Raw genomic sequence first — 22,761 nt, forward strand, 5'->3', positions numbered from 1 at the left:
ACCTGCATGCCATATGTGTGTGCAATTCTGATTGCAGTGCTCATACAGCCATGACAATCGTTTTGTCGTTGGTTCTTATCAAATGTAGGCATAGGCGCCCAGCAAATCATGAATCGACTAATGTCGTTCAAGTCGTCGCCCATTAATGCCGGCACATACGTTTCATACTCAAGCGCTCGTTTGTTCGAGATAGTTAAGTATCTGCCGCGTCCATAGCACCGCGTATAAACGGCTCAGGTGAGCCTATAAGACCGCCTGTACGCATAGTGTAGCCTGACATCATAAGACGCTCAGTAACGACACGTAGAAACTGTTTCTCGCTCTCTGGAGCATCATCAGAGCATAAGCCGGTAATGTATCGATGATTGTGCATAGCTACCTCTTACATTTGATTCCTACATCATCAGCCAATCTGCAAATCCCGCAATCCCTCCAATAATGAAAAAGACACCCGTTTAGAGTGCCTTTTAAAGTACTGGAAGTAGTACCGTTCTACGCGGCCAACATAGCCTCTAGTTCCTCTGCAGAGAAATCATCAGTTTCCTCAGTGGAGGTTCGTCTACCGGTTGCGTGCTCTTCATCAATTACAGCTTGAATAGACTGTGCGATCGTCAGGCCTTGTGCTTTATATCGGTCAATAGCAGCAAGTTCCTTACCATCAGTGGTAAACATCAACTGTTGGTATCGAGGTACAAACAATCGACACACTTCCCTCGAGCTACCAGTACGGATATAAAGCTCAGAGTACTCACCTTTCACAGTATGGATACTCTTAAGCAGCGCGAAGTCAGTTTCGTTACCGTCGAACTGTTTGTTCTCACGTACTTTCTCGATAACTTCTGGCTCTTGTCGTAAGAACACTTTGAACTGTGAGTTATCAGCCATAGCTCGGCCTACTTCTGTCTCATACGCATCGGAAATACTCTGCGTAATACAGATACCCGCAGCTTGGTACTTACGGAAACGACGCCAGCCAGCTTCTAAGAATTCCGCTACTGCTAAACCTGCACCGCCCTTGATCTTAATGTATTCCCAGGCCTCATCCAAAATGAACAACTTGTTTCGGTCTTTGCCTGACAGGAACATCTCGTGCTGGATACAGCTGATACACTGCAGAAGTACCGCAATCTGTAACTGTTTACGCGACTTAAGTTCTTCAAGCTCGATAACAACGAAGTCACCGGAGAAGTCTACTGGAGGGTTCTTATCATCGAAGAACTCACCATATGGACCATCTTTACACCAAGGCTCTAACTGGAAACCAATATCCTTAACACGCGGCTCAGGATCGGCTTTACACATCTCGGCAAAGTCATCAATGGTCGAGTTGTTACCCTTTTCATTCCATAGTTGGTTCAACAACACGTTCATACGCGCTGTCTGGAAGTCGGTTAGAGTACCCGATGGTGACGCCATGAATTTCAGTAGAGACAATACCATGTCACCCTGACCGTCTTTACCCGCAAACTCGTGTATAGACTTGAATGGGTTTAGTGAGTACTTAAAGTTCTCGCCAAACTCTAAGAATCGCCCATTGTAGAGCTCACAGAGTTTTTCGTAAGAGCGACCAACGTCGATGATAAATACACGGCCACGGTCTAAAGGTTTACGCTCGTTCGGTAGAGGGTTATCTCGATACAGTTTACCGCCGCCGATGTTTCCTGACGTCAGTACTTGAGACACCAAGTAGTTAATCCAGAAAGACTTACCTGACCCCGATGCCGCCGCGGTAAACATATTATAGTTACCATCAGAGGTGAACGGGTCGAAACAGAACATCTGTCCATCACGAGTAACTAACGGCACTACCGGGCGCCCAAGACCATTACCCTTCCATGAAGCAATCATAGGTGTGATGTACTTCAATGCATCCGATGCGAAGCGGTTAAATCGGTGAAGGTTTTTAACTGTCGCTTCATCACAACCCATAGGCAGAGATGACAGATAGAGTGGTAAACAAATGTAGCGGTCTTCCACAAACTTCCATTTACGCTTAGATGCAAATGACTGTACATCCATGACAGACTTTTCAGCTTTGGCTTTCGACTCACTGAATATGATCATCTGCAGGTAACAGTTTGCAATCTGCGCGCCCTTGTTCTCCAAGGACATGTAGAATTCGTCGTAGTCCTTCTTCTGGAAGCGGAGTCGGTCAACCCACTTAGCAATCGGTCCCGACGCCTGGTGCGTTAACCAGCCACGGTTCTTGGTAAACTCACGCTTAGCTTTCTCCTGTGGCGGGAAGTGAATGTTTAACGTCATCAAGAATGGCTCACGTAAGCCCTCTCTACCTTTACGCCAATCACACACCAGGTCATAAATATCACCAAATGTTAATACCTCTGGGTATTTCTGCACGGAGAGCATCTTAACGAACGAGCCCTCACCCTTCTCTATGTCACCGAATTCCAAGCCATCTTGGTGGACGAAACAACTGCCACCTCTCTCCATAACTTGGTAACGAAGCGGTACACCTGCATCATGGCCCTTAACACCTTCACGCCAATCAGCATTCTTCGCTTGGTTATGTAAGATCTGCATCCGGTGAACATAAAGTTCAGGTGTCATGTCGTCCGGGTGCGCCCCAATAGATTCAAGCGTTGATTTAAGCTGTAGGTAAAGACGACGGAACGCGGTCAATTCGGCTTTTGAAGGCTGTTGCTTTTTGAGTGGCATCTTGAAAGATACCCAAACCTCATAGTCACGCACCTTCAAGCCTGTTACTGGGTGTAGTGGCGTATCCGTACTTTCTTCATAGTACTGGTATGTAGTACGACCGATTTCATCGTACAGCTCACCCATTTCACCTTCGGCACGGCCTTCACGGATATTCTCGAATCGTTCGAGTATCCACTTAATGTAAGGGGAACCAAACAAACTCACCTGTAAAAAACTGTCTGCTGGAAACTGACGCTCGTAAAGGTCATCCAGAGAGTTCATTAGGTCGTTGTTTACACCTGTCAGTGGTTGACAGATAAAAGTGAAACCAATGTATCCACCGTCAAGTATGTACCCGTTCATCTCCGGGATATACTCAAGCACAGGTAGGACATCACCGTATTGGTTATGCCCTACTATAGCGTTATGTTTATCTAGGATTCCTGCCATATCGCTACCCCTTACTTAACTGGTCGTGGTTGCGGAACAGGGACAGGTTGAATGATACCCATGCCGTTATCTGCTACTGGGTTATTGCGGCGTTCTTCCTCTTGGGAAATCTTGCGAATACTTAAAGGCGTAATACGCGCTGGCGCTGAACTCGCACCACGGCCAACTACCCAACGTCGCTTCTCGATTTCAACGTAGGTATAACCAGGGATATGTAAACGACCTGCATCGTCTTCCCATGAATTCATCAGAACACGCAACACTTTTGCTGGTTGACGCACTGCAATAGGTTCTGGAGCTGCCAACTTTGAACGATTTGATTCGTAATCACGGTAAATGGCTTGACGCTCAGCTGGCGTACCACCAGGATACGGCATTGGCTTAACTTCTTTCTCTTCATCATCATCTGAATCATCTTTGTCTTGAAGTTCACCGTTACTGCGTTTTCGAGCCTCTTCCAAATCCTTCTTGTTATCCGTTAACTTCCAGATTTCACGCGCACTCGTACAGGTGATACCGCCACTTTGTGCCTTCGGACACTCGGTTGGGTCTTCACCTATCTCGAACATGCTAGAACAGCCTGTGCTCATTAGCGTGATACCAGCAAGAATCAGAGCCTTACTTAGATGCTTTAACATCATTTACGATTACCTCTCCAATGTTGTCTACGTTTCGGCTCATGAATTCAGAAAGACTGTCAGGGGCTCCCTGCAGTTGAAGTCCATCAGCTCTGATAAAAAATGGAAGACCTTTGATTTGCAGAACACCTGCAACACCAAGGGCTTTGATTAAGGGGTCTTTATTACAAGTAGGGAATATCTCTCCAGTAGCACTCTTTTGAGCCATCAGTTCATCAAGTGATTTCTGACGGTCTTTGGCGCACCAGAGTTTTAGGGATTCATTAATAGATTCACCACCAAGCAGCGGAGCAAGTACAATCTCAAAGGAGTACTTGTCTGCCATAGCTTTCATTTGGTCGAAAAGCTTTAGGTTGAAGTCACCACTTGGGTCTACAAGCACAGTTACGTCAGGTTTGTCTTTCTTCAATCCATAACGGAAACTAGCTAAGTCACCTGAACGAACACCAAATCTTTCTAGTGTTACCATCCATGCAGCTTTTGCATCGGCCTGTGTGTTGATTGGACGCTTATTCCACATGTCATAAACTTCAACGTTGCCGCGTATAGCTATACGAGCCTTCGAATCCATCAGTAACTTTTCGCCCTTATCGTTCTCAACCATAATTAGGTCGTTAACCGGAAGGATTTGAGTCCAATGGAGTTTGTTGAAGTTCTGGAGTGCAGTCTTAACATCCAGATCGCTCATGCCACCCACCAATGCTTTAGCACTCAACTTACCTTTAGCTGCTTCTTGCTGGGCTAATCGTTCCGCTTGGTCGAGCAAAGGGTCAGCCATTGCATTACTGAACGTTAGCGCTGCTAAAGTACCAACCAATGCTTTTGATACTCCCCGTAGTCTCATAATTACCTTCCACCTAAAATAATCCGTAGATAGTAAGCATCCGGGGTTTCGGTTGTGGCGATTATGTGGTTCGAATTAGAGGGAGTTATTCGTCGCTATCAACAAGTAGCGTTAGAAAATGTTTTCTGAATAAAAAAATGCCCTGAACATGGCCAGGGCTAAATTGGGAGGTGTATTGGAATTAGATTAGAACAATTCTTCCATAGCTTTCGCCATTTCTACCGCGTTAACTCGTGAGTCGATTGCTCTCTGTGATGGTGCTATACGAGCGGTTGTTACCGTGACTTCTGCCTCGATGTTATAACAACGTGCAGAGTGCTTGTTATCGCATGGCGCCAAGCTTTCACTTAGTATGTGCATATCTGTCACACGGCCTGTCGAAGCGCTCTTTGTTTCTGTAATACCAGAAGATAAGTCCATTTTTGTGACTGTCAGGTATTCAAATTCAGCTTTACTTAATGCTGATTTTTTAACTTTTTCGATTGCGCGCTGACGACCAGTTTTTGACGTGTCGTATTCTGTCAGTTGGTAGCTAGCGCTAGTTACTACTTGTTGTGCTGTGACAGCAGCATGAGATACATGTGTACCCATTACTGTCAGTGCCAATAGTAGAGCTTTTCCTAAGCGTAGTTTCATAACCGTTATTACCTCTGCATTACTTATACGCCTAGTTAAACAAAAACAAATCCTTCTGCAAGTTTTTCTTGCGCATTCAATACAGGCAGTTTTGCAAAACAACCTGTATTTCCTTTACTCAGACTATTTGCCTTCTGCCTGTCGAATCATCTGACTCATTTTCTCAGGTGTTGGTACCATGCCTGAATACTTGCCAATATCACCAACAACACTTGCACTATCAAGCACTAGGTAACCCTTCTCGTTATAAAACTTGATAGTTGTTTCTACTGCCTTAATTGCCAGGTTATCGTTACGTCCTTTCCACTCGTTGGCTACCTTAGCCAAATCAAGTACAACAATCTTTGGAGATACAGCTGTCTGTTGGGCAAGCACCTTGATTTCATGATCAACCTTGTCGAGTCGTGACTCTGTATTACCTGTTAACACAAAGAACTTAAGCACTAAGCCAAAAGCGACACAAAGCACGATTGTCCAAACTGTCAGGATTCCAAAAAGACTCTTTTTCGTAACGTTCATATACATTCTCTTAATAGGGTTGTGGCCCCTAGATTACTCTAGGGGTAGTTTGGAACCGCGTTGGATAATAAAGTCGATAGAGATACCAGGGTTAACCTCGATATAAGGTTTCATCTCTTCTGCAAGTTCAATGTAGTAGTCAGCTAATCGTTCCATCGCATCACCAGCACCTTGTAACGCCGCGGTACCAGCCATTGATTTCATGATTTCTGGGTTTTGCATTGGACCAAAGATACCTGTTTCGTTATCGCCAATACTGTAAGTAGATTGACCCGCTAAGTTAGCCATGCCGCTCAAGAAACCTGCCCACGCCGATTTCATAGCCGCTTCACCATTCTTAGAAACTAGACGTCCCGGAATACCGTTACGACCATCACCACCTACTGCAAATGCATTTAGATTCGCTTCAACTGCTTTCCCTGCATCCGTTACACATGAAATCGCTTCTGCTCGTAAGTAAGCACGACGACTTGCGATGTCACCAATACCAGAAGCAACAATCACACACTCTCTAATATCAGCGGTAAAGTTGTTTGGTAGCAGAGCTTCCTCTTTAATTCGAAGAATTGCAGGGAATGGGTCACGCTTAGTCGAGTTACCTGTAGGTACGTCCATACCTGTTACAAGTACACCACTGATAATTGAACCAGCCGGCAAGAAGATTTCTGCCTTATCCTTGGTCTTATCTTTGTCAGTGTCTTCCTTAACAACCTCTTCCTCAACCTCTTCGGTTACTCGTAGTTCTTTAATCTCACCCGTCGCATCTTGGAATCGGTCACCAGTGCTATCGATGGTACGGATACCAATACGCTTGTGGTCAATAACCTTTGGCATAACTTTCTGTACAGCATTTGCCATTGGGTTTGTCGTGGTTACAGGCTGTTGCGTCTGGGTAACCGGCTGTTGTGCTGGTGGCGTAAAAATTGGAGAGTTCTGATTACTAACTTGTTTCTGAACTTCCTCAGAAGCGGTTTTCTGCACTTCCAACTCACGCTTAAGGTCGTTCTGGTTAAAGCGTAGTGACTCAAGCTCTTTCATTACGCGACCTTCCATTTGGCGCATTTCTTCTTCGCGTTCGTCGATAGCTTTCTCACGCTCTGCCAATTGGTCTTCCATTAAGCCGTAGATTTCATCCATTCGACCTTGGTCAATATCGTCAGCGCCATCTTGTGTAAAGAAGTTAGCCTCTACACGACGAGATTTTTCAGGAACAACTACAGCACCATTATTGTCTTTGCGAGTACCACCTGTATCGATGTCGTCAGTACTAAATGCAATAGAGCAAATAATACCTAGCAGTACCGCCCCCACTACGCCGTAACGTACTTTAGGGTTCTGCCATTGCTGATTAGCTTTGCCTTTCAAAGAGGTCATATCCATTTTGATTTCCCCCTTAGTAAGAACTTGTTAAACGAGGTCGAGTACGAACGCGCTTAAGTTTTTCGTTGTAAAGTTTGTCACGCAAAATGTATAACTCTGTGGTTTCACCCGGAGCCAGCGTTGCACGGTCAAACACACCAACAGCAATTACATCATCAGCCAAGCAGTATTCTTCTCGCACTTCGCGGAATCCATTGATGTCATTTTTAACCAGAACGACATCGATAATTTCTCGGCCACTAATCATGCGCTGCCCCACTTCGTGGTACATCCCCAAACGCACGATGTCACATGGGTAGCGTTCCTCAGCTGGAATATCGGTAGTAATGTCGAAGCCATTTGGAATGTTACCGCCCGCAACTTCTGACAGAACGCTGGTGGCACGGTCTTCATGTTCAGTATTCACTCGAGGGTCGTTCTTAACAGTTGGACCTTTACGCGCTTCTGTAAGGAAATCGTTTTTCTCTTTATCGGATTTCAGTTTGGCGATGTATTCAGAGTGCTTTGCTTTAGTTTTTGCATCCATTTTCACTTTGACGTCTACCATTACTGGTGGAACGTCCAAAGGCATAAGAGTTAGGCTTACCATCGTTTCTGGCATACCGCGCTCACCGACCATTAGACCGATCGGAGCCTGACTTAAAGGCGTGATGTAAACAAAACCGCCATCTGTTTGAATTGGCACTTCCATATCAGCGGTTTTAACAACAGCATCAACAAAAGGCGTTGCGATTCGGTTTTGAAGCCCTGCAGCAACGGGTAATAACTCACCGTGACCAGGCTCTATAGTTACTTCTTGATGTGGTTTGTATTTTGAACGTACTGAGTCAGTGATTGGGTCAGAAGAACCTTTAACCTGTGGCGCTGCAGACGGAACTGGAGTTGCCGCAATAGCTGGTGGCTGCCCTTGCTGCGTATAAACTGGCGCAGTATCTACGGTTTTAACCTTCGTACCTTGAACCACTGGCATACCATAAGAGTCTACGGTTACCGGTTGCTGCGCTTGCTGTGAAGCCTTGTATTCCGCAACAGATTTTGCAGGCATACTTTTAGCAACAGCATCCATAATCGCTTGGTCTACAGCATTGGCGACGTTTCCATTTGAAACAGAGATGTCAACGGGCACTCGGCTTGCGTTCATTGGTGTAACAGGTATGTCAGCTGCTACATCTTTCTCTGCAGCAAATGCAGATGATGAAAAGGCAACAGTAAGCAACATTGCCAAGGCTGATTTATTCATAGAGTTATACTTCATTTGGTTTTCTATTCCTCGGCCTGTTTATTTTCTTCTTCCGCAGCTTTCTTCTCTTCAACTTGCTGCTGTTTAAGTTCAACTACGCGCTTACGTGTATTTGGTGCGCCTGCATATTGTGAAAAATAGGTAATCTTAGGCTGACCATTACGAGCGGCGATTTTGATTTCGTATGTCCACTTTTGAGTAGTTGTTGCGCCAGAGCGTGTTGAAGTGGTTTTCTTGTCGCCGTAAACCCAAACGGTATCTACTTGCGAGTTGTAAATTAGATCTAATGGTGTGAAGTTTTCCCTTACACCACGAACCTTGAGGGCTTCTACCTGAGATAGAAGTTGGCGTTCATAGTCATCAGCGTCACGTGCTAGGAACATTTTTCTCAACGTATCGACAACGAATGAAGCGTTACGATCGGAGATGTTGCCTGCCATGTTCGCAGCAAATAAGCCCCACCCTGTTTTGTAGGATTCGCTTGCCTTATTGCCTGCCATTGTGATTTCTTCTGTAAACGTTGGCGGCACTACGATGACAGTTTCATCTTTGCTTAAAGCGGCGTAAGCCAATGCCACTACTGCAATGGCCAAAGCCAAGTTGCTTTGTACTAGAAATCGAGATAAGGCTACGCTTGAGCTCCATGAGCGCAGCGCATTGGAATTTTTAAACACTTATGGTGCTCCTATCTGAAAAGTTCTCTAATGAGCGGGTCAGGCATTGAACGCGTGGTTTTCATTGGTAGAATTCCGTGCCACCATGCAATGTGGTTTAGAATTCCTTTGGCGTATTTGGCTTTAATTCTTCTAGCCACGTAGAAGTACAAAAGCCCAACAGGTAGCACGTAGTTGATAGCATCAAACGGCACACCTAAAGCAAAAGAAAGGATGATTGGCCTTACTTCGTCTACGTCCCAAAAGATAACCATCATTGGTTCATTGACTCGCATTGGGAGGTAATGCTGGTCACTTCTAAGCGCTTGCTGTTGTGAATCTTCCATACATTCTCATTCATCAAAATTGGAAAAATTAAGACGCTGAAATGATCAGCGCCTCAATCAAGGGTTGGTTAGCCACCAATAAGTGGTAGTAATGCAGCTGGAGCGTCAAAAATTGTTGAAGTCAATGATGAATCGATGATCTTGCCAGCGTTAGCTAGTACAAGAACTGACACAACACAGCCAGCGAAACCAACCAGGTTTGGCTTAACAGTTGAGAAGAACACGACACCCATTACCATAAGCATCATTAGAATTTTGCCCGGAGCACCACCAGCTAGACCTTTCACTTCGTCCCACATGTCAGCAAATTCACCTTCAAGGGTACCGGTTGCGGCTAAGGCGTTGAACGCTAGGGCAAATGCCACTACACCAACAAGCGCAACGAGAAACATCATTACTTTCTTGCTGTCGAAGCCCGCGCCAAGCATGTTTTTGTCCATTACTGCAGTATTTTGCATTTTCTTAACTCTCTATATTAATCACGTAAGAATGGTTGATTGATCGTGTCTTTATGACAGAGGGTAGAATGCCAATAAAAAAAGCCCCACACAGCGATTATGTAGGGCTTTTTAGAGGTATTTAATTAATATGTAGGGGTTAGGGAATTGCTTTTAACGTCAGATTTGAACTCGTGGTAGATTGACTCTGAAATCATATCAACCAATGTACTCGCATCCATTGAAAACAGATTTGTTAACTTAAACTTCTGTCGTCCATGATATATGTATTTATCAACACCAAGTTGTTTTTCCAAGTACGCTTCTATCTCCATCGGGGTCTTTACACCATCGATTAGACCCAGTTCAACAGCTTCTTCACCTGTCCAGATAAGCCCAGAAAAAATCTCAGGCTTATCAACCAACCTGTCGCCTCGGCCTTTCTTTACTGCATTTATGAACTGTGTATGGAGTTTGGTTAAGATAGAGTCTTGTATGAACGCCCTTTCCTCTTTGGATACTGGTTTAAACGGGTCCATTAATGCCTTATGTGTGCCTGCATGGAATACTCGACGTTCAACTCCAACTTTCTTAATTACATCTTGGAAGCCCCAACCATCCATACGTACACCGATAGACCCCACCAGCGATGAATCCATTGCGTAGATTTCGTCTGTTGCTGCCGCAATGTAATAGCAGGCACTTGCACATGAAGTTCTAACTGTCGTGTAGATTGGTTTTGTGTTTTCTTCTGAGAAACGGTACTTCATGATTGTTTTATAAATCATCTCCGCGTCACTTGGAGAACCACCAGGTGAATTAGCCTCAATTAGTATGGCCTTTACATTATCGTCTTCAATAGCGTCAGTGATAACTTGGCTTACTTTCCAACCATCAGTTTCACGGTTCCCTGTTTCAATTGGCCCTGTTAGCGAAATGACAGCAATGTGAGGCCCAATCTTTTCACTTGCCGTATCGCTAAGAGTGTACCCAACACTAACCATCATCATGATTGCGATAGCGCCAGCCTTAACGCCGTCCGTCCACTTTTTAACTTTTAGATGGCGAGCAGACTCTTGAATGATTGCTTCCTTAAAGTTTCTTGGCTCTTGTACTTTCTTTCTCTTTCTAAAGGGGAACATCTTTTAAAACTCCGTGTATGAACAGCCCCCATTGAGAGGGCTTATAAAATCAGAAGACCTTACTTACGTTGCTAAGTGCATATCTGAGTGAGAAACCGAGGATTACAAACATAATCGGCGGCAGTAGAACTCCGAACACGCCTGCCGCGGGGAAAATGAAGTAAACATCGATAATGAAAAAGGCAAACATCCCGGCTTTAACCCAGATACGAAATAAGTTCGCACTGGCAATACCGAACTCGTACTGCTTTGTTTTTCGTTTGTAGTAACCATCCGACGCCAAAGCGAAGATGAATGGAGCACCAAGTATTAACCAGTGGAAAAACACCGCCATTCTGAAAACCGTCTGGTAGAACATCAGCTTTAAGTTTTCAACAATTCGAATCATTGGTGTGCGCCAGAATTCCTCACCACCAACCCCCGTAATCTGTACTGACTCTTCCATAGAAGAAACAACACCGGTTTCTAAAAATGCGTAGCTATACATGTCAGCTGCATTCTGTAATACATGAGCTGAATCTGCAGGGCCAACAACACCTTTAAAGGCGTTAATTTCAGCCTGTAAGGTTTGTCGGTAACCCTCTGGTGTCATCATAATCAACACATACGCAAGTGAGATCATGGCAACAGCTCCCACCATTCTGGCAAAGAAGTTTTTCTGCTTATTGGTATCTTTATCGCTAAACATATTTAGTCCTTACGCAGCCTTGAGGAACGGAATACGCCCCTTCACCTTACGGCCATCAGATAAACGTGCGATGTATTGGAGGTTTGGTAAGTCACCTAGCAAAGTTGCAGGGAAAACCTTCTCGCGGGATTGACTGAGCTGCTCCTTCAACCCACCAGAGAATTCACCTAGTGCACCTGTAGTCGATGTACCAGAGTTCAAAGAGAACCCAACTTCACGGATGCTGGCTTCACCAAAGTTCTCTGTCGCATATTCTTGTGTGATGTTGTCGTTCACACGTAGACAGAACAGGTTTGAGGCTAGACCAAGGATACGACGAGCCTGTGCCTCATTGGTTTTAGCAATATAATCGGGCAAAGTTTGGCTACTCACATACAACTCAAATTGCGCGCCCCTAGCGACAGCTAACATATTGATTAGTGGGTCATTTATACATGCGTGGGCTTCATCTACGAACAAGCTAACGCGACGTCCTTTACCTTCTTCATAGTTGTATCGACGTGCACTTGCCGCACAAACATCAGCAAGAATTAACTTACCAATTGCACTTGCTACCATTGAGTCAGACAAGCTATCCAGCGCAACATACAAAACACCACCAGTTCGAACGAGTTTATCCGTGTCAACGATAGGTCGTTCATCATCGGTTTCATCCATACGTAGAGTTGGAGATAACAATTCATCAAGTGGTTTAGATGTCAGCTGAGCAAACAATGGTGCTGTCGAACCTAACATTTTCGTCATGTGTTCTTGAGGGTGTGACACCATCTCAACAATACCGTTGACCGCAGGGTTTGGATGATCAGCTTGTAGATTTTGCGTGTAGTAAAAACACATTCCAGCGATCAAGCTGCCCTGTCCCATTTTCTCGATGTCTTTACCCATAGTGGTAACCCAATCAGGCCCCAATACTTCGCAGAACAATTTATCAAGGCATCGTTTGGCTAGTTGGAACTTGCCGCTCATTAGGTAATAGGCAATATTCGTAAGTTGCGGTTTCTCGCCAACGTATAACTGAGCTTCAATAACCTGATAAATACATTTCCATGCGAATTGAACATATGGGTCAGATTCCGCTTCGCCCGGAAGCAACGAAGACAAGCGAGACGCGAGTTCAGTGGTACGAACATACGAAGTTAACGGGTCAATCCTACAGCTCTTACTTGGGTGCGAAGGGTGGAAGAAATAGAACTTATCTTCCATACCAAGAGCTTTACATTCACGCTGAATTGTTTTTCGCCAATCCGCATCGTTTTTTGGGTCAATAATGATTATTACGTTCCCACGATGAAGCGCACCACTTGATAACATGTTTAACAGCGTTGTTTTTCCGGTACCCGGATTTCCAAAAATTACTGAGTGAGCATGGAATACGCTTTCATCAGCTGTAACTTCCTTTTCCTCACCAAGACCATGTATCCAAGGACGACCACCTAGCTTACGTGTTGTTTTTTCGTACTTCTTACTGAATGGACGAAGCACCAACGGCAGCTTTATCTCTAGATAGTCCGTAGACATAGACATAACTTGATAAGCACGCTGGGCATGTTCTGGCCCCCAAGGAAAGCCACGACCAAGAAACGCGGTATCCTTCTTCTTGAGATTTTTCTCTCGAAACTCCAGTGCACTGATTACGTAAAAATAATTAACAAACAACTTGAACTGGCGCTTTAACAAGGGCAGGCCTTGTTTAACGCGAATTCCAGATTGAATCATCATGTACCCAAAGAGGATTACATGAATAGGTACAGAAGTGTCTAAGGCTAGCCCCCCTGTAAACAGAGTTATAAAGCCACCAAAAAACCATATCTGCGCCTGTTTAAGTTCGAATACTGGACGGAACATGTTTTCCATCCAGAATTGTTTACCTCTATCTATCATTGAACCTCACTACCCAATTAGTTCTTTTCTAATCAAGAGATGCTTCTTACGCCCTGAATCGGTTTCTAAGTCAGTCACTCCATCTGCCATCAAAGTCAGTTCCTTAGATAACCCATTTCGACTTGCCCCAGGGCGTACATCTTGAATAAATGATTTGATAGCGCCTTGGGCGTAAATCCCCCAATGACGGCCATCTTTTGTTTTCTGCATGAATTCACATCCAGCTTCTGATTTCGCATTTAGGTACGTCATAAGCATGGTGATTTCGTCTTCCTCTCCAACGGCTTGACCTCCTGTTATTTCAGGGGTTGGAACAGGCTGTTTAGCGTTGTTGTTACCTTTAGGTTCTTTTGGACTTAAGGCATCACTTTTTGGATTAGTTACTTTGACGGTTTGGCTTTGTTCCTCAGCGGAATAGTCAATGTTCGTGATAGTTATCCCGAGCTCTGAACAAATTTGCTGGCTAACTGGTTTAATGAGAGAAAAAACCATTGCCTTATGGCGACCAAATGTTTTTCGCTGAACAAGTAGGTTTGGTTTCAGCTTGTCGTAATCGAGTAAACGCTCATTCTTCAAGATCGATGAAATTGGACCAGCCTCAACATCGAGCACTTTTGTCATCATTTGTGTATCGATGTGCAACTGGCCATCGGTCAGGAAGATTCCCTTACCTGCTTCAACAGTCAAATCGCCATTTGCCATTGCATTTGCCAAATCAATTAGGAACGAATCAGCTTGAGAACGACCGTGTTTTTTCTGCCCCAACCAACCTTTCGGCTGTGCAGCTTGTGGTCGTTCTTTCTTAAATGCTTCTTTCCGCTTAAGAAGAGTTCCCATAGGCACAACACCGTCAGTTTTTTGTGCTTGTGGTTTTCTAGATTTGATTTGTGAGGCTTCTTGACTTACAGATTCAGTAGGTTCTTTATTTGCAGCAGTCTCCATCTCAGGATTATGTGAAAGCTGTGTTGCATTCTCCGTTGAAGGTTTATGCACTACTTCCTGTTCCTCAAGCAGATATGCTGGCACATCCATATCACCACCAGCCTGCGACTGGAATTCACCGTCGTATTCATCGGCCATCAAGAACGCTGGCACTTCCATATTTGCGTCATTGCCGGTATCAACAGTTTTATGAGTAGACACCTGCTTTTGCGTTTCTTCGATTGGCTTCTGTTTGTTTGGTTTATCTTGTTGTGCTGGAGCCCCCTGATTGGCAAACACTAAACCTTTGTTACTATCAGTTGCTTTAGGTGGAGTTGATGCCTGAGTAGAACTATCTTTTTTATCGACTGTTTTTTTAGCCGCCGGTTTCTTGCGTGGCTTCTTAGGTTTACTTTCTTCGGCTTTATTTGAGGCATTGGAATCCACTGACCCAACATTTGTTTCAGATTCTGCCTTAGTAGTATTTTTCAGATTCTTACGCTGCTTTGTCGCTTCACGGCTAGACTGTGATTCCGATGCTCCAGTGTTTTTTTCATCAGCATCATGCTCTGGATCGATCTCAACAACAGAACCATCTTTTCTATACTCAAGTGACTTGCCATCGTTATTTAGACGCAAGACTCCAGGTACCGATCTAGGAACGGGCATGGTTTCGTATAGCAGCCCCGGCCAAGCAAGTTGAATGACACGCTCTGCTCCAGTCACATCTTCCATTTCTGGTGTAAACATGCTGTATGTAACGCTTTCATCCATCCGATTAACCAAATTACGCTCTTCCAAAATCTCCAGAATTCGCGTTGGGTTTACAGGAACATCTACCTTGTCTTCTTGTAGTTGCTGCACAATCAGTTGAATTGACTTAGGCCACGCTAGATAAACTTCCTCACCAATAATCCATATATGACCTTTGGGTTTATTTACATCCCAACTATCACGAAGCCGGCGCATTGCTTTAACAATTGCGCTTTCCAATGGGTAGCGACGCTTACCAATCATTTCATGCCACTGAGTTCGAATGTCTTTTTCAGTACTAGCGCTGTCAGCTTCACGGATGCACGTCTGCAGATAGCCATCACTTCCACCGTAATGTGCAAGAGCATGGTTGATTGCTATAGGAAGTTCATCAGAATTGTCCATTAGAAAGAACTTGGCTTCTGGAGTGAGAATCCATTCCAAAACTTGGACACTTAGGTTTTCGTGTTTTTTATGGCGATGCTCTGGCTTCCACGTAACACGGTATCGAGATACTTTGTTTTCGTGAGCCCAAGAAATTAGGTCAGAAAGGTATGGGTTCCAGTCTTCACCGGTATCAACATCATATACGCGCATGTCGTATAGAATTTTCCCTGCATCGTGTAGCAACCCACAAATCCACGCTGCGTATTGCCAACGTGGTTTTCTAGCTTGCTCTTCATCTAAATGACCAATTGCTGGCAACACTTGTTGCTGTGAACGGCGCAAACTGTTGAGTGCAACCTCTAAACTGTGACGAGCCAAACCACCAACATCACTATGATGGTGGTTTTCAGATGCAGGAAGTAAATGGACATATCGAATGTAGTTGGTAACAACCTGACGAAAAAGTGTATCGAAGTTAAGCTGATACTCTTTCTTCTTTTTGTCACCTTTTGAATTCCCCTTATCCTCTTCTGGGTCAGGCAAGCCAGAATCACGATGCATCAATCGTAATATCTCTGTTTGAGAAGCAAGTATTTTTTCCAATGAGATAACTGGAATACCTTTTGTTTCTGGCGGGTATCGAATCAGATCTTCAATAGACAGTTCTGGTGCAGGCATAACTACACTACCAGTATCAGGAGCCACCCTTTCGGCAGCTCCTGATAACATTTTGTGTACCGCACCTCTTAAGCGGCTAAGCATGAAGGACTCCAATCACTACGCTGCTGTTGCAGCGGCTTCCTGCTCACCAGTTTCATTCTCTTGGTGCTCTGGAGCTTCTTCGTTTTTGATTAGAGCCTGCATTAGCTCGTTGTATGCATCAGGATTGTATAAACCACCCTTACGATTACGTGATGCATTGGTAACGTAGTAGATACGATTGACCATTGTACGAATAGTATTGATGGCTTGGCCTTGAGCGTTCTGCAGGTGAACGTCTTCCAATTGGCCAGATAACCATAGGAACTCTATCTCCCCCATAACGTTATCAATCATCTCTACCAGACCAATCAGTTTCCAAAAAATTGGGTGAGTGATCTCAACGACGTACTTGTAGTTTTCAGGAACCTTTGGACGAGGCACATTAGTCACAATACCTTCGCTATATTTTTCCTGCTGTACAGATAATGCGTTAGCACGCTCAGATGCATTGGCGATTACACTTTCAAACCACGTATCCAATCGCTCACGTACAACTGTGTCATTCGCTGTGAACTGGATAAGGCCTGCTACTCGTTGGAATGCGCCAGCTGCTGCTCCACCATTACGTGACATATAATCCAGCATTGCATTTGATTGCACTTGCAAAGTGTAAGGAACTGACTTGCGTGTTTGTACAAACTCATTGCGTCTTTGTTGTGGTCTGCGCGCAGATGGACGATTGCTTTGTTCCGTTCCATTTTGTTGTGAATTTTGTTCTGCCATTATTCTTGTTCCTCAGAGTTCAGTGTTTCTGTTTCGGTTTTATCCATTTTTGAAAGGAGACGACTTAGATAAGCCTGAGCTCCATGCACATGTTCAATTGCATAACGTAAAGGGCGAAGTTTGTTTTCAGCTTCTTCAATCATCTCAAGTTCCCAAGGTTGTGCCTTTTTAGCGAACTGGGACATTTGATATACCGGACCCTTTCTAGGAGCTACTCGCTCACCCCACGATTTCTTTCTTCCCCCATAACGACCAGGCCCGTAAAAAACCCACTCGATATATGTCTTACCCGTTCGAACGGTAATGCGAGGACCATAATTCCCTCGAAGATAACCTTCTGGAGCCCCTTCTTTCCGCTCACGCTCTTGGAGTTTCATATTCATCATTCTGAATTCAATCCAATAGCCATCAACAACCGTGGTTGCCTCTTCAATGAGCTTTTCTAAGGTGGTTCTAATTTCTGCCCTAGCAGTTTCGATTGACTGTCTTGGCATACGCCCCCTCAAACCTCTTTTTATTTTTCAATCTCTACACCTATTTGCTCGGTGCCGTGTTTGAATATTCCGGCAACGGGTGAAGGAATGGCCTCCACGTTCAGTTCGGTGCCGGGTTTGCATTTCCTTGATGAATTCGTAAAAAACGAAGAGGAAAGTGCAAGCAAGCCCTGCAATAGTTCGGTGCCGAGTTAGTTGGATTTCGGCAATGTTAGAGATACGTCTCTTTTGCAGTTCGGTGCCGGGTTTAATGCTCATTAAACTTCGTTGTTTTTTGACAAATCCAGGCACTGAAAATTAACGACTAATATCCGGCACTAGTTCGGTGCCGACATTGCTGGTTTCCTGCATAAGTTAGGTTTAACTCAACACTCTAGTTCGGTGCCGAGTTAGTCCAGACCGATTTTAAAACCACCGACTATCTCAATTTCAACAAATTTTGTTTTATTGAATACCCGCACCGAGTTCGGTGCCGACTTTTATGCAAATCGGCAAGTTATGAACAAATGCAACCATTCAGTTCGGCGCCGACTTTAATCAAAATATTGAAGAATTTATGACTGGAGATTTTGAAGGAGTTTTCTTGCAACCGTGGTGATTATCTAGCCTTATTTACACCACTTTAATTGGTCATTTGGGTTCGTTTTTCTATGGCTAAGTTCTAAATGGGACGCTCATAGGTATCAATTACGTCGATATTTTCTGATATTGGCTTACCTAACATCAGCGTCAGCACTACTAACCATAGTAAAACGCTTGATTTGCTCGTTTTTTACTCGCTTCTAGCCCAATTCTTTTTAATCAGTCAAAAATCTCAATGGTGACGGGTGTTCCATGTGACCTCTTAGAAGTCATGTAGGACACTTGCTTGTATTTGGAAATACTTTGGATTCTACTCAAGAAGTCTTGTGTAACTTCATGGAAGTCACAACGAACACTTTAATGATTTTATTGCAATTTCAATATGTAGCGTTTATATTTCAGAAGTCCCACGCGACTGCTATAAGGTCGCAGAGGACACCACCCAATTTTTGAATGATGGTTGAAACCATTTACTGGAGTAAAATATGACTGATCCAATCGTTAGATCTGTTGAAATTGGCTACGGCACGTCATCTACAGTGACTGGAGTAACAAAAGAAGGCTTTGTTATTCGTACTTACCCATCCGTACCAGTACCTGTTAAGTACAGTAAGCAGAATTTAGGCAGTGACATCCTTAGTTCACGTAAAACCGTTGTGGTACCAGTAGGTAAAAATAAGTATGAAGTCGGTGAAGATGTTCACGCTTCTTCTGACCCGCGATCTTCTCGCGTGTTAAACACTGAGGGATATATTGATTCTGAGCGATACAAAGCATTATTACTTGGCGCTCTAAAAATGATTCCTGATGAACAAGTAGATTTGCTTGTTTGTGGCCTACCAGTTTCGGTTATGCCTCGCCGTGAAGAACTAAAACAAATGGTAGAAGGAAAGCATGATCTTGGCGATGGCCGTGAGATTACTATTAAGTCAGCTTGGGTTATTGCACAGCCACTAGGTGGTTTATTAGCTTATGCGCGTGAAGGTGGTCAAGGTCGCTTTAATGAAATGAAGAATGAGAACCTGCTTGTAGTTGACCCAGGATACCTAACTGTCGACTGGCTTGTTACTCGTGGTCTAATTGCCAATGAAAACCGTTCTGGCGATTATGAAGCTGGCATGTCACGTGTATTGGCAACCGTAGCAGATGCTGCATTAGAGGTGTTCAAAGAGCATCCGTCATTTACACGTATCAACGACATCAATGTTGAGCTATTAGATCAAGCGTTTGTAACTGGTAAATTAAAATTGTTTGGTCGTACTATGGATTTCCCAGTTCATCAAGGATGCGATAAAACACCGCAATTTGATTTCACAGATGCTATCAATTCAGTTGCGGAAGAAGCAATCTCAACTGTAGTAAACAAGGTTGGTGACGCTCAAGATTTGGACCGCATCATTATCGTAGGTGGCCCGGCTGCGCTTTACAAACCAGCTTTACAGAAAGCATTTCCAAACCATGATATTCAAATTCTTCAAGATAGCTTGCGTGCAAACGTAATTGGTTTCCAAGAAGGTGGCATGCAACGAATGAATGCAATGGTGAGAAAAGGTCTTTTCAAGAAGTAATAGGAGCATGTTATGAGTAAGCCTCAACAGCTTCAAAACGACGTAGAGTTTGTAAGATGTAATCTACGTGTACTTCAAGACATCCACCCTGACCTTTTTGACCATCTTTCACGAATCAATGAAAAGGGCCGAGCGGAAGAAATTCGTTACCTAATGAGACTCGGCTTAATGGTAAAGAATGGACAGCTAGGAGGATTGCCTGCAGTAGCATCACCAGTTCATCACGTAGTTGCTCAAGATATTCCAAGTAGCGCACCTACATCGGAAACAGTAACGAGTAGTGGCACATCTGCTGACAGTCAATCAAGTTCGAATGTTACCAAGCCAGCAGATTCGAATACTGTCTCCCTAGATGAAAGTGATCTTGATTTTGGCGATGATTTGCTAGGGCTAGACTAATCAAATATCCAAAACCACTCTACTGGCCAGTAGGGTGGTTTTTTGTTTTTTCATTAGTATTTTCTTTACATTCTAATATAAAAAAAAGGTCACTTGGTGACCTTTATAATTCCTAATCTTCTTGTTTCATCTCTTCAAGAGCTTTTATCGTGGCATCGAGACATTGGTTTACTTGTGCCCTATCCTCCCAGTTAACCTCTTCCCAGTTGATACCTTCAATCTCCATTTTAGTTATGTCGCTTGTGAGAAGCGTTTTAACTACATTGGTATTCTTGATTCTTGGCGGGACATAATATTTGGCTTTACGACCTCTTCGAATCTCATTTTGTGGTTCTTTACCAGCTTGGGAATCGTCATTCTCGTTGTTTTGGTCATTGCCATCTAAGCCCAAATCAGAATCATTTGGTGACTCCAGCTCTTCGTCTTCATTAACTGCTTTCAAATATTCAGGAACTGACATGGAGTTATTTAAGAACATCTCTGCTAGGTTCATCTTAACAGCTAGTTCTTCATCTTCCGTTCCATCTGGTAATTTGAGAGCTTCTTCAAGTTCCCGGATGGTCATAAAGTCAATGCCATCACGAACGGCATCATAGATGAACGGGAATTTGTTTAGCAGCAGATACCGGTAGAAGGACGCATTTTTCAAACCCATCAACTTCATGGTTTCGACAGCAGTCAGTTCTTTGGATTCGTCATCTTTGATTTCATCATATGCCATTTTAAAAGCATATATTTTTTCATGGAGGGCTAAATCACTTCTAGAGTTATTCTCAGCAAACTGTCTTAACTTAGGAGATTTTGGTTTCTGTCTGTGTACCTGGAACGGCCATACACCATCCCATCCAGTTAGATATACAACTGAATAAAAACGTCTATGTCCAAACACAATTCTGTAATCAGTACCTCCGACACGGTACACCTCTATTGGCTGGTAAATTCCACCACCCTCACGGATCTGTTCAGCTAGTAGAACTATTTCATCAATCTGAGTTTGAATGTGTTTGTATAACGGATGGTTTTTAGGGGTCTTATTAACTATGGTTCCTTTATCAATAATCACATAAGGCTTACCGACATTTTCTTCCTGAGCCAGAAACATAGCCTCAGCTGTTGGCCTGATAACAGGAAAGTCACGAGCATTCTGAGGGTCAGGACTGACAGAAGCGATAGCTAAATCATCACGGATACAATCTTTAGCACCTGTATTGATTGCTGGTTCCCAAGGTTGTTGAGACTCTTGATTTCCATTGTCTTGCTGTTCCTGTTGCTCACGTACTTTAGAACGAGCTTGCTCCATTTTATCGAGGCCAGATGAACGTCGATTACGTCCTCTTACAGTAACTTTGTTTTTACTTTCGGCCATAATTAAACACCAATTCTTTCACTTACAAATTTGTATAACTTAGTCATTTCTTCCGTAGCTTTAACATCTTTCTTTAATGAGAAAACTTCTTCTAAGTTATCTGGCTTACGTCTAGGTTTGAAAATTACTCGATTCACTAAAAAGAAGTCATCCGGTACAAGATTACTAGTATTTAGTACCGGTTCGTATCGACTCACATTCTCAATGAGGTTTGTGAATTGTTCTAACTCACTATTAGTCAAACTACTAGAACGAACGAGGTTCGGAATAACACCAACAACGTTTATTGGTTCGTCAGTGGATTCATTGTTGATTCGAATTGTTTCAAGTAGATTCGGTACAGCCTCTACAGAATCATATTCCAGCTGTGTCGGAATGATCACGTGTGAACACTTTGTCATAAAGCCTTCAGTAATCGCTGTCTTACTTGGTGGTGAATCAAAGATAATAATATCAACTTCATCCAAGTCACCTTCTACTTCAAGGTATGTTTCTGTCAATTCAGAGATCAGTGGAATGTATGCATCTCTATCAGAGAAAACGTCATTCAGCCTATCTACACGCCCCTCAGATGGAAGAACTTTCAAGTTAGGTACATCTTTAACTGGGTAGTATACAAATTGACGATCGAAGAGTATGTCTGAACTCGTTGAGTAACCATTCCACGTGCCGTTATCTGGGTCGCCATCTACGTAGTCTGGATGTAGTGGCGGTAATAGATATGGCAACCCACTTCTATATTGCATCTCTAAGAATGTTTTACTGGAGTTTTGTTGGCTATCAAGGTCAACTAAGACAACGCGATACTTCTTACCTTTCTTATCTACTCCGCCGGTTGCAAATAAGTATGCTAACCAACTCGCAATAAAAGTCTTACCCACACCACCCTTATGGTTGTAGCAAATAAGCGAAATGGGCTTTCTAGATTTAGCCATAAACACCAGTTCCTCTTGAATAATCTAAGCTTTTAGTGATATTACGCCACCAGTTAGGCCTTATCAATAAATCTATGCCATAATACCCCAGCAACATCATGTTTTTTATATCCTGACTGAAAAGTAGTACATTTTTCGGTTCGATTTGCCGTTTATATTTACTTTACCTGATTGTTGTTGTTTATAATTTGAGCAAGCCTTGTAACTATAGATCGTTAATTTTTTAAAAATTAAAATAGCAACTAACCTATTGATAGATTTAGATAAAAAGGTCTTTTTTGCTAAAGTCTCCCACGTGGGAGACATTTCGCTCTAAAGCGAGCATGGCAGTAGTGCTCAGAGTTAATTTTTTAAAAAT

At 43.5% G+C, this 22,761-nt stretch carries 21 protein-coding genes; 2 read left to right on the top strand and 19 right to left on the bottom strand.

The annotated features are described in order from the left end of the window. Positions 1–193: 193 nt before the first annotated feature. The 17 genes from AACR11_RS15120 to mobI all read right to left on the bottom strand — a co-directional run bounded on the left by AACR11_RS15120 (position 194) and on the right by mobI (position 17,553). The gene (locus AACR11_RS15120) at positions 194–373 is read right to left on the bottom strand and encodes a hypothetical protein (protein ID WP_053409753.1); all 180 of its coding nucleotides are present in this window, start codon (positions 371–373) and stop codon (positions 194–196) included. 119 nt (positions 374–492) lie between these two features. After that, positions 493–3,108: a TraC family protein gene (locus AACR11_RS15125; protein ID WP_053409752.1), complete on the bottom strand. Its 2,616-nt coding sequence runs from the start codon at positions 3,106–3,108 to the stop codon at positions 493–495. An 11-nt stretch (positions 3,109–3,119) separates the two neighbouring features. Beyond that, on the bottom strand, positions 3,120–3,749 hold the full coding sequence (locus tag AACR11_RS15130; protein ID WP_053409751.1) for a TraV family lipoprotein: 630 nt from the start codon (positions 3,747–3,749) through the stop codon (positions 3,120–3,122). Continuing rightward, the gene (locus AACR11_RS15135; protein WP_053409750.1) at positions 3,727–4,590 is read right to left on the bottom strand and encodes a hypothetical protein; all 864 of its coding nucleotides are present in this window, start codon (positions 4,588–4,590) and stop codon (positions 3,727–3,729) included. Before AACR11_RS15135 ends, AACR11_RS15130 begins: the two co-directional genes overlap by 23 nt. Positions 4,591–4,776: 186 nt before the next feature. After that, on the bottom strand, positions 4,777–5,226 hold the full coding sequence (locus AACR11_RS15140) for a hypothetical protein (RefSeq protein WP_053409749.1): 450 nt from the start codon (positions 5,224–5,226) through the stop codon (positions 4,777–4,779). 123 nt (positions 5,227–5,349) lie between these two features. Then, positions 5,350–5,745, bottom strand: a complete 396-nt coding sequence (locus AACR11_RS15145) for a hypothetical protein (RefSeq protein ID WP_053409748.1) — start codon at positions 5,743–5,745, stop codon at positions 5,350–5,352. 33 nt (positions 5,746–5,778) lie between these two features. Continuing rightward, a complete protein-coding gene (locus AACR11_RS15150; protein WP_079324414.1) occupies positions 5,779–7,125 on the bottom strand; it encodes a TraB/VirB10 family protein in 1,347 nt (448 codons plus the stop codon). Positions 7,126–7,138: 13 nt separating this feature from the next. After that, positions 7,139–8,380 (bottom strand): type-F conjugative transfer system secretin TraK, encoded by a 1,242-nt coding sequence (locus AACR11_RS15155; protein ID WP_053409746.1) that lies wholly within the window; start codon positions 8,378–8,380, stop codon positions 7,139–7,141. Between the two features lie 8 nt (positions 8,381–8,388). Further along, positions 8,389–9,039 carry a TraE/TraK family type IV conjugative transfer system protein gene (locus tag AACR11_RS15160; protein WP_053409745.1) on the bottom strand — a complete coding sequence of 217 codons (651 nt, stop codon included), beginning with the start codon at positions 9,037–9,039 and terminating at the stop codon, positions 8,389–8,391. An 11-nt stretch (positions 9,040–9,050) separates the two neighbouring features. Further along, positions 9,051–9,365, bottom strand: a complete 315-nt coding sequence (gene traL, locus AACR11_RS15165) for a type IV conjugative transfer system protein TraL (RefSeq protein WP_053409744.1) — start codon at positions 9,363–9,365, stop codon at positions 9,051–9,053. 68 nt (positions 9,366–9,433) lie between these two features. Continuing rightward, complete coding sequence (locus AACR11_RS15170; protein WP_017190581.1) at positions 9,434–9,823, bottom strand: hypothetical protein; 390 nt, start codon at positions 9,821–9,823, stop codon at positions 9,434–9,436. A 125-nt stretch (positions 9,824–9,948) separates the two neighbouring features. Next, positions 9,949–10,944 carry a S49 family peptidase gene (locus AACR11_RS15175; protein ID WP_053409743.1) on the bottom strand — a complete coding sequence of 332 codons (996 nt, stop codon included), beginning with the start codon at positions 10,942–10,944 and terminating at the stop codon, positions 9,949–9,951. Between the two features lie 49 nt (positions 10,945–10,993). Continuing rightward, entirely contained in the window at positions 10,994–11,632 is a 639-nt protein-coding gene (locus tag AACR11_RS15180; RefSeq protein WP_053409742.1) for a DUF4400 domain-containing protein, read from the bottom strand. A 9-nt stretch (positions 11,633–11,641) separates the two neighbouring features. Beyond that, entirely contained in the window at positions 11,642–13,513 is a 1,872-nt protein-coding gene (traD, locus tag AACR11_RS15185; protein WP_072161358.1) for a conjugative transfer system coupling protein TraD, read from the bottom strand. Between the two features lie 9 nt (positions 13,514–13,522). Beyond that, complete coding sequence (gene mobH, locus AACR11_RS15190) at positions 13,523–16,336, bottom strand: MobH family relaxase (protein ID WP_053409740.1); 2,814 nt, start codon at positions 16,334–16,336, stop codon at positions 13,523–13,525. A gap of 15 nt (positions 16,337–16,351) precedes the next feature. Further along, positions 16,352–17,059 carry a hypothetical protein gene (locus AACR11_RS15195; RefSeq protein ID WP_053409739.1) on the bottom strand — a complete coding sequence of 236 codons (708 nt, stop codon included), beginning with the start codon at positions 17,057–17,059 and terminating at the stop codon, positions 16,352–16,354. Beyond that, on the bottom strand, positions 17,059–17,553 hold the full coding sequence (mobI, locus tag AACR11_RS15200; protein ID WP_053409738.1) for a conjugative transfer protein MobI(A/C): 495 nt from the start codon (positions 17,551–17,553) through the stop codon (positions 17,059–17,061). Before mobI ends, AACR11_RS15195 begins: the two co-directional genes overlap by 1 nt. Positions 17,554–18,620: 1,067 nt before the next feature. On the opposite strand from mobI, the gene AACR11_RS15205 reads away from it, so the two are divergent. Continuing rightward, a complete protein-coding gene (locus AACR11_RS15205) occupies positions 18,621–19,703 on the top strand; it encodes a PRTRC system protein D (RefSeq protein WP_053409737.1) in 1,083 nt (360 codons plus the stop codon). Between the two features lie 12 nt (positions 19,704–19,715). Continuing rightward, entirely contained in the window at positions 19,716–20,102 is a 387-nt protein-coding gene (locus AACR11_RS15210) for a hypothetical protein (RefSeq protein WP_053409736.1), read from the top strand. A 112-nt stretch (positions 20,103–20,214) separates the two neighbouring features. Here the strand turns inward: AACR11_RS15210 and AACR11_RS15215 are convergent, their stop codons facing one another. Together AACR11_RS15215 and AACR11_RS15220 are read right to left on the bottom strand one after the other, a co-directional pair. Then, complete coding sequence (locus tag AACR11_RS15215; protein ID WP_053409735.1) at positions 20,215–21,468, bottom strand: ParB/RepB/Spo0J family partition protein; 1,254 nt, start codon at positions 21,466–21,468, stop codon at positions 20,215–20,217. 2 nt (positions 21,469–21,470) lie between these two features. Next, positions 21,471–22,403, bottom strand: coding sequence for a ParA family protein (locus AACR11_RS15220; protein ID WP_053409734.1), 933 nt, complete (start codon positions 22,401–22,403; stop codon positions 21,471–21,473). Between the last annotated feature and the right edge of the window lie 358 nt (positions 22,404–22,761).

Origin of the sequence: Vibrio sp. L85, assembly GCF_963871815.1 — a bacterium.
Taxonomy (GTDB): domain Bacteria; phylum Pseudomonadota; class Gammaproteobacteria; order Enterobacterales; family Vibrionaceae; genus Vibrio; species Vibrio harveyi.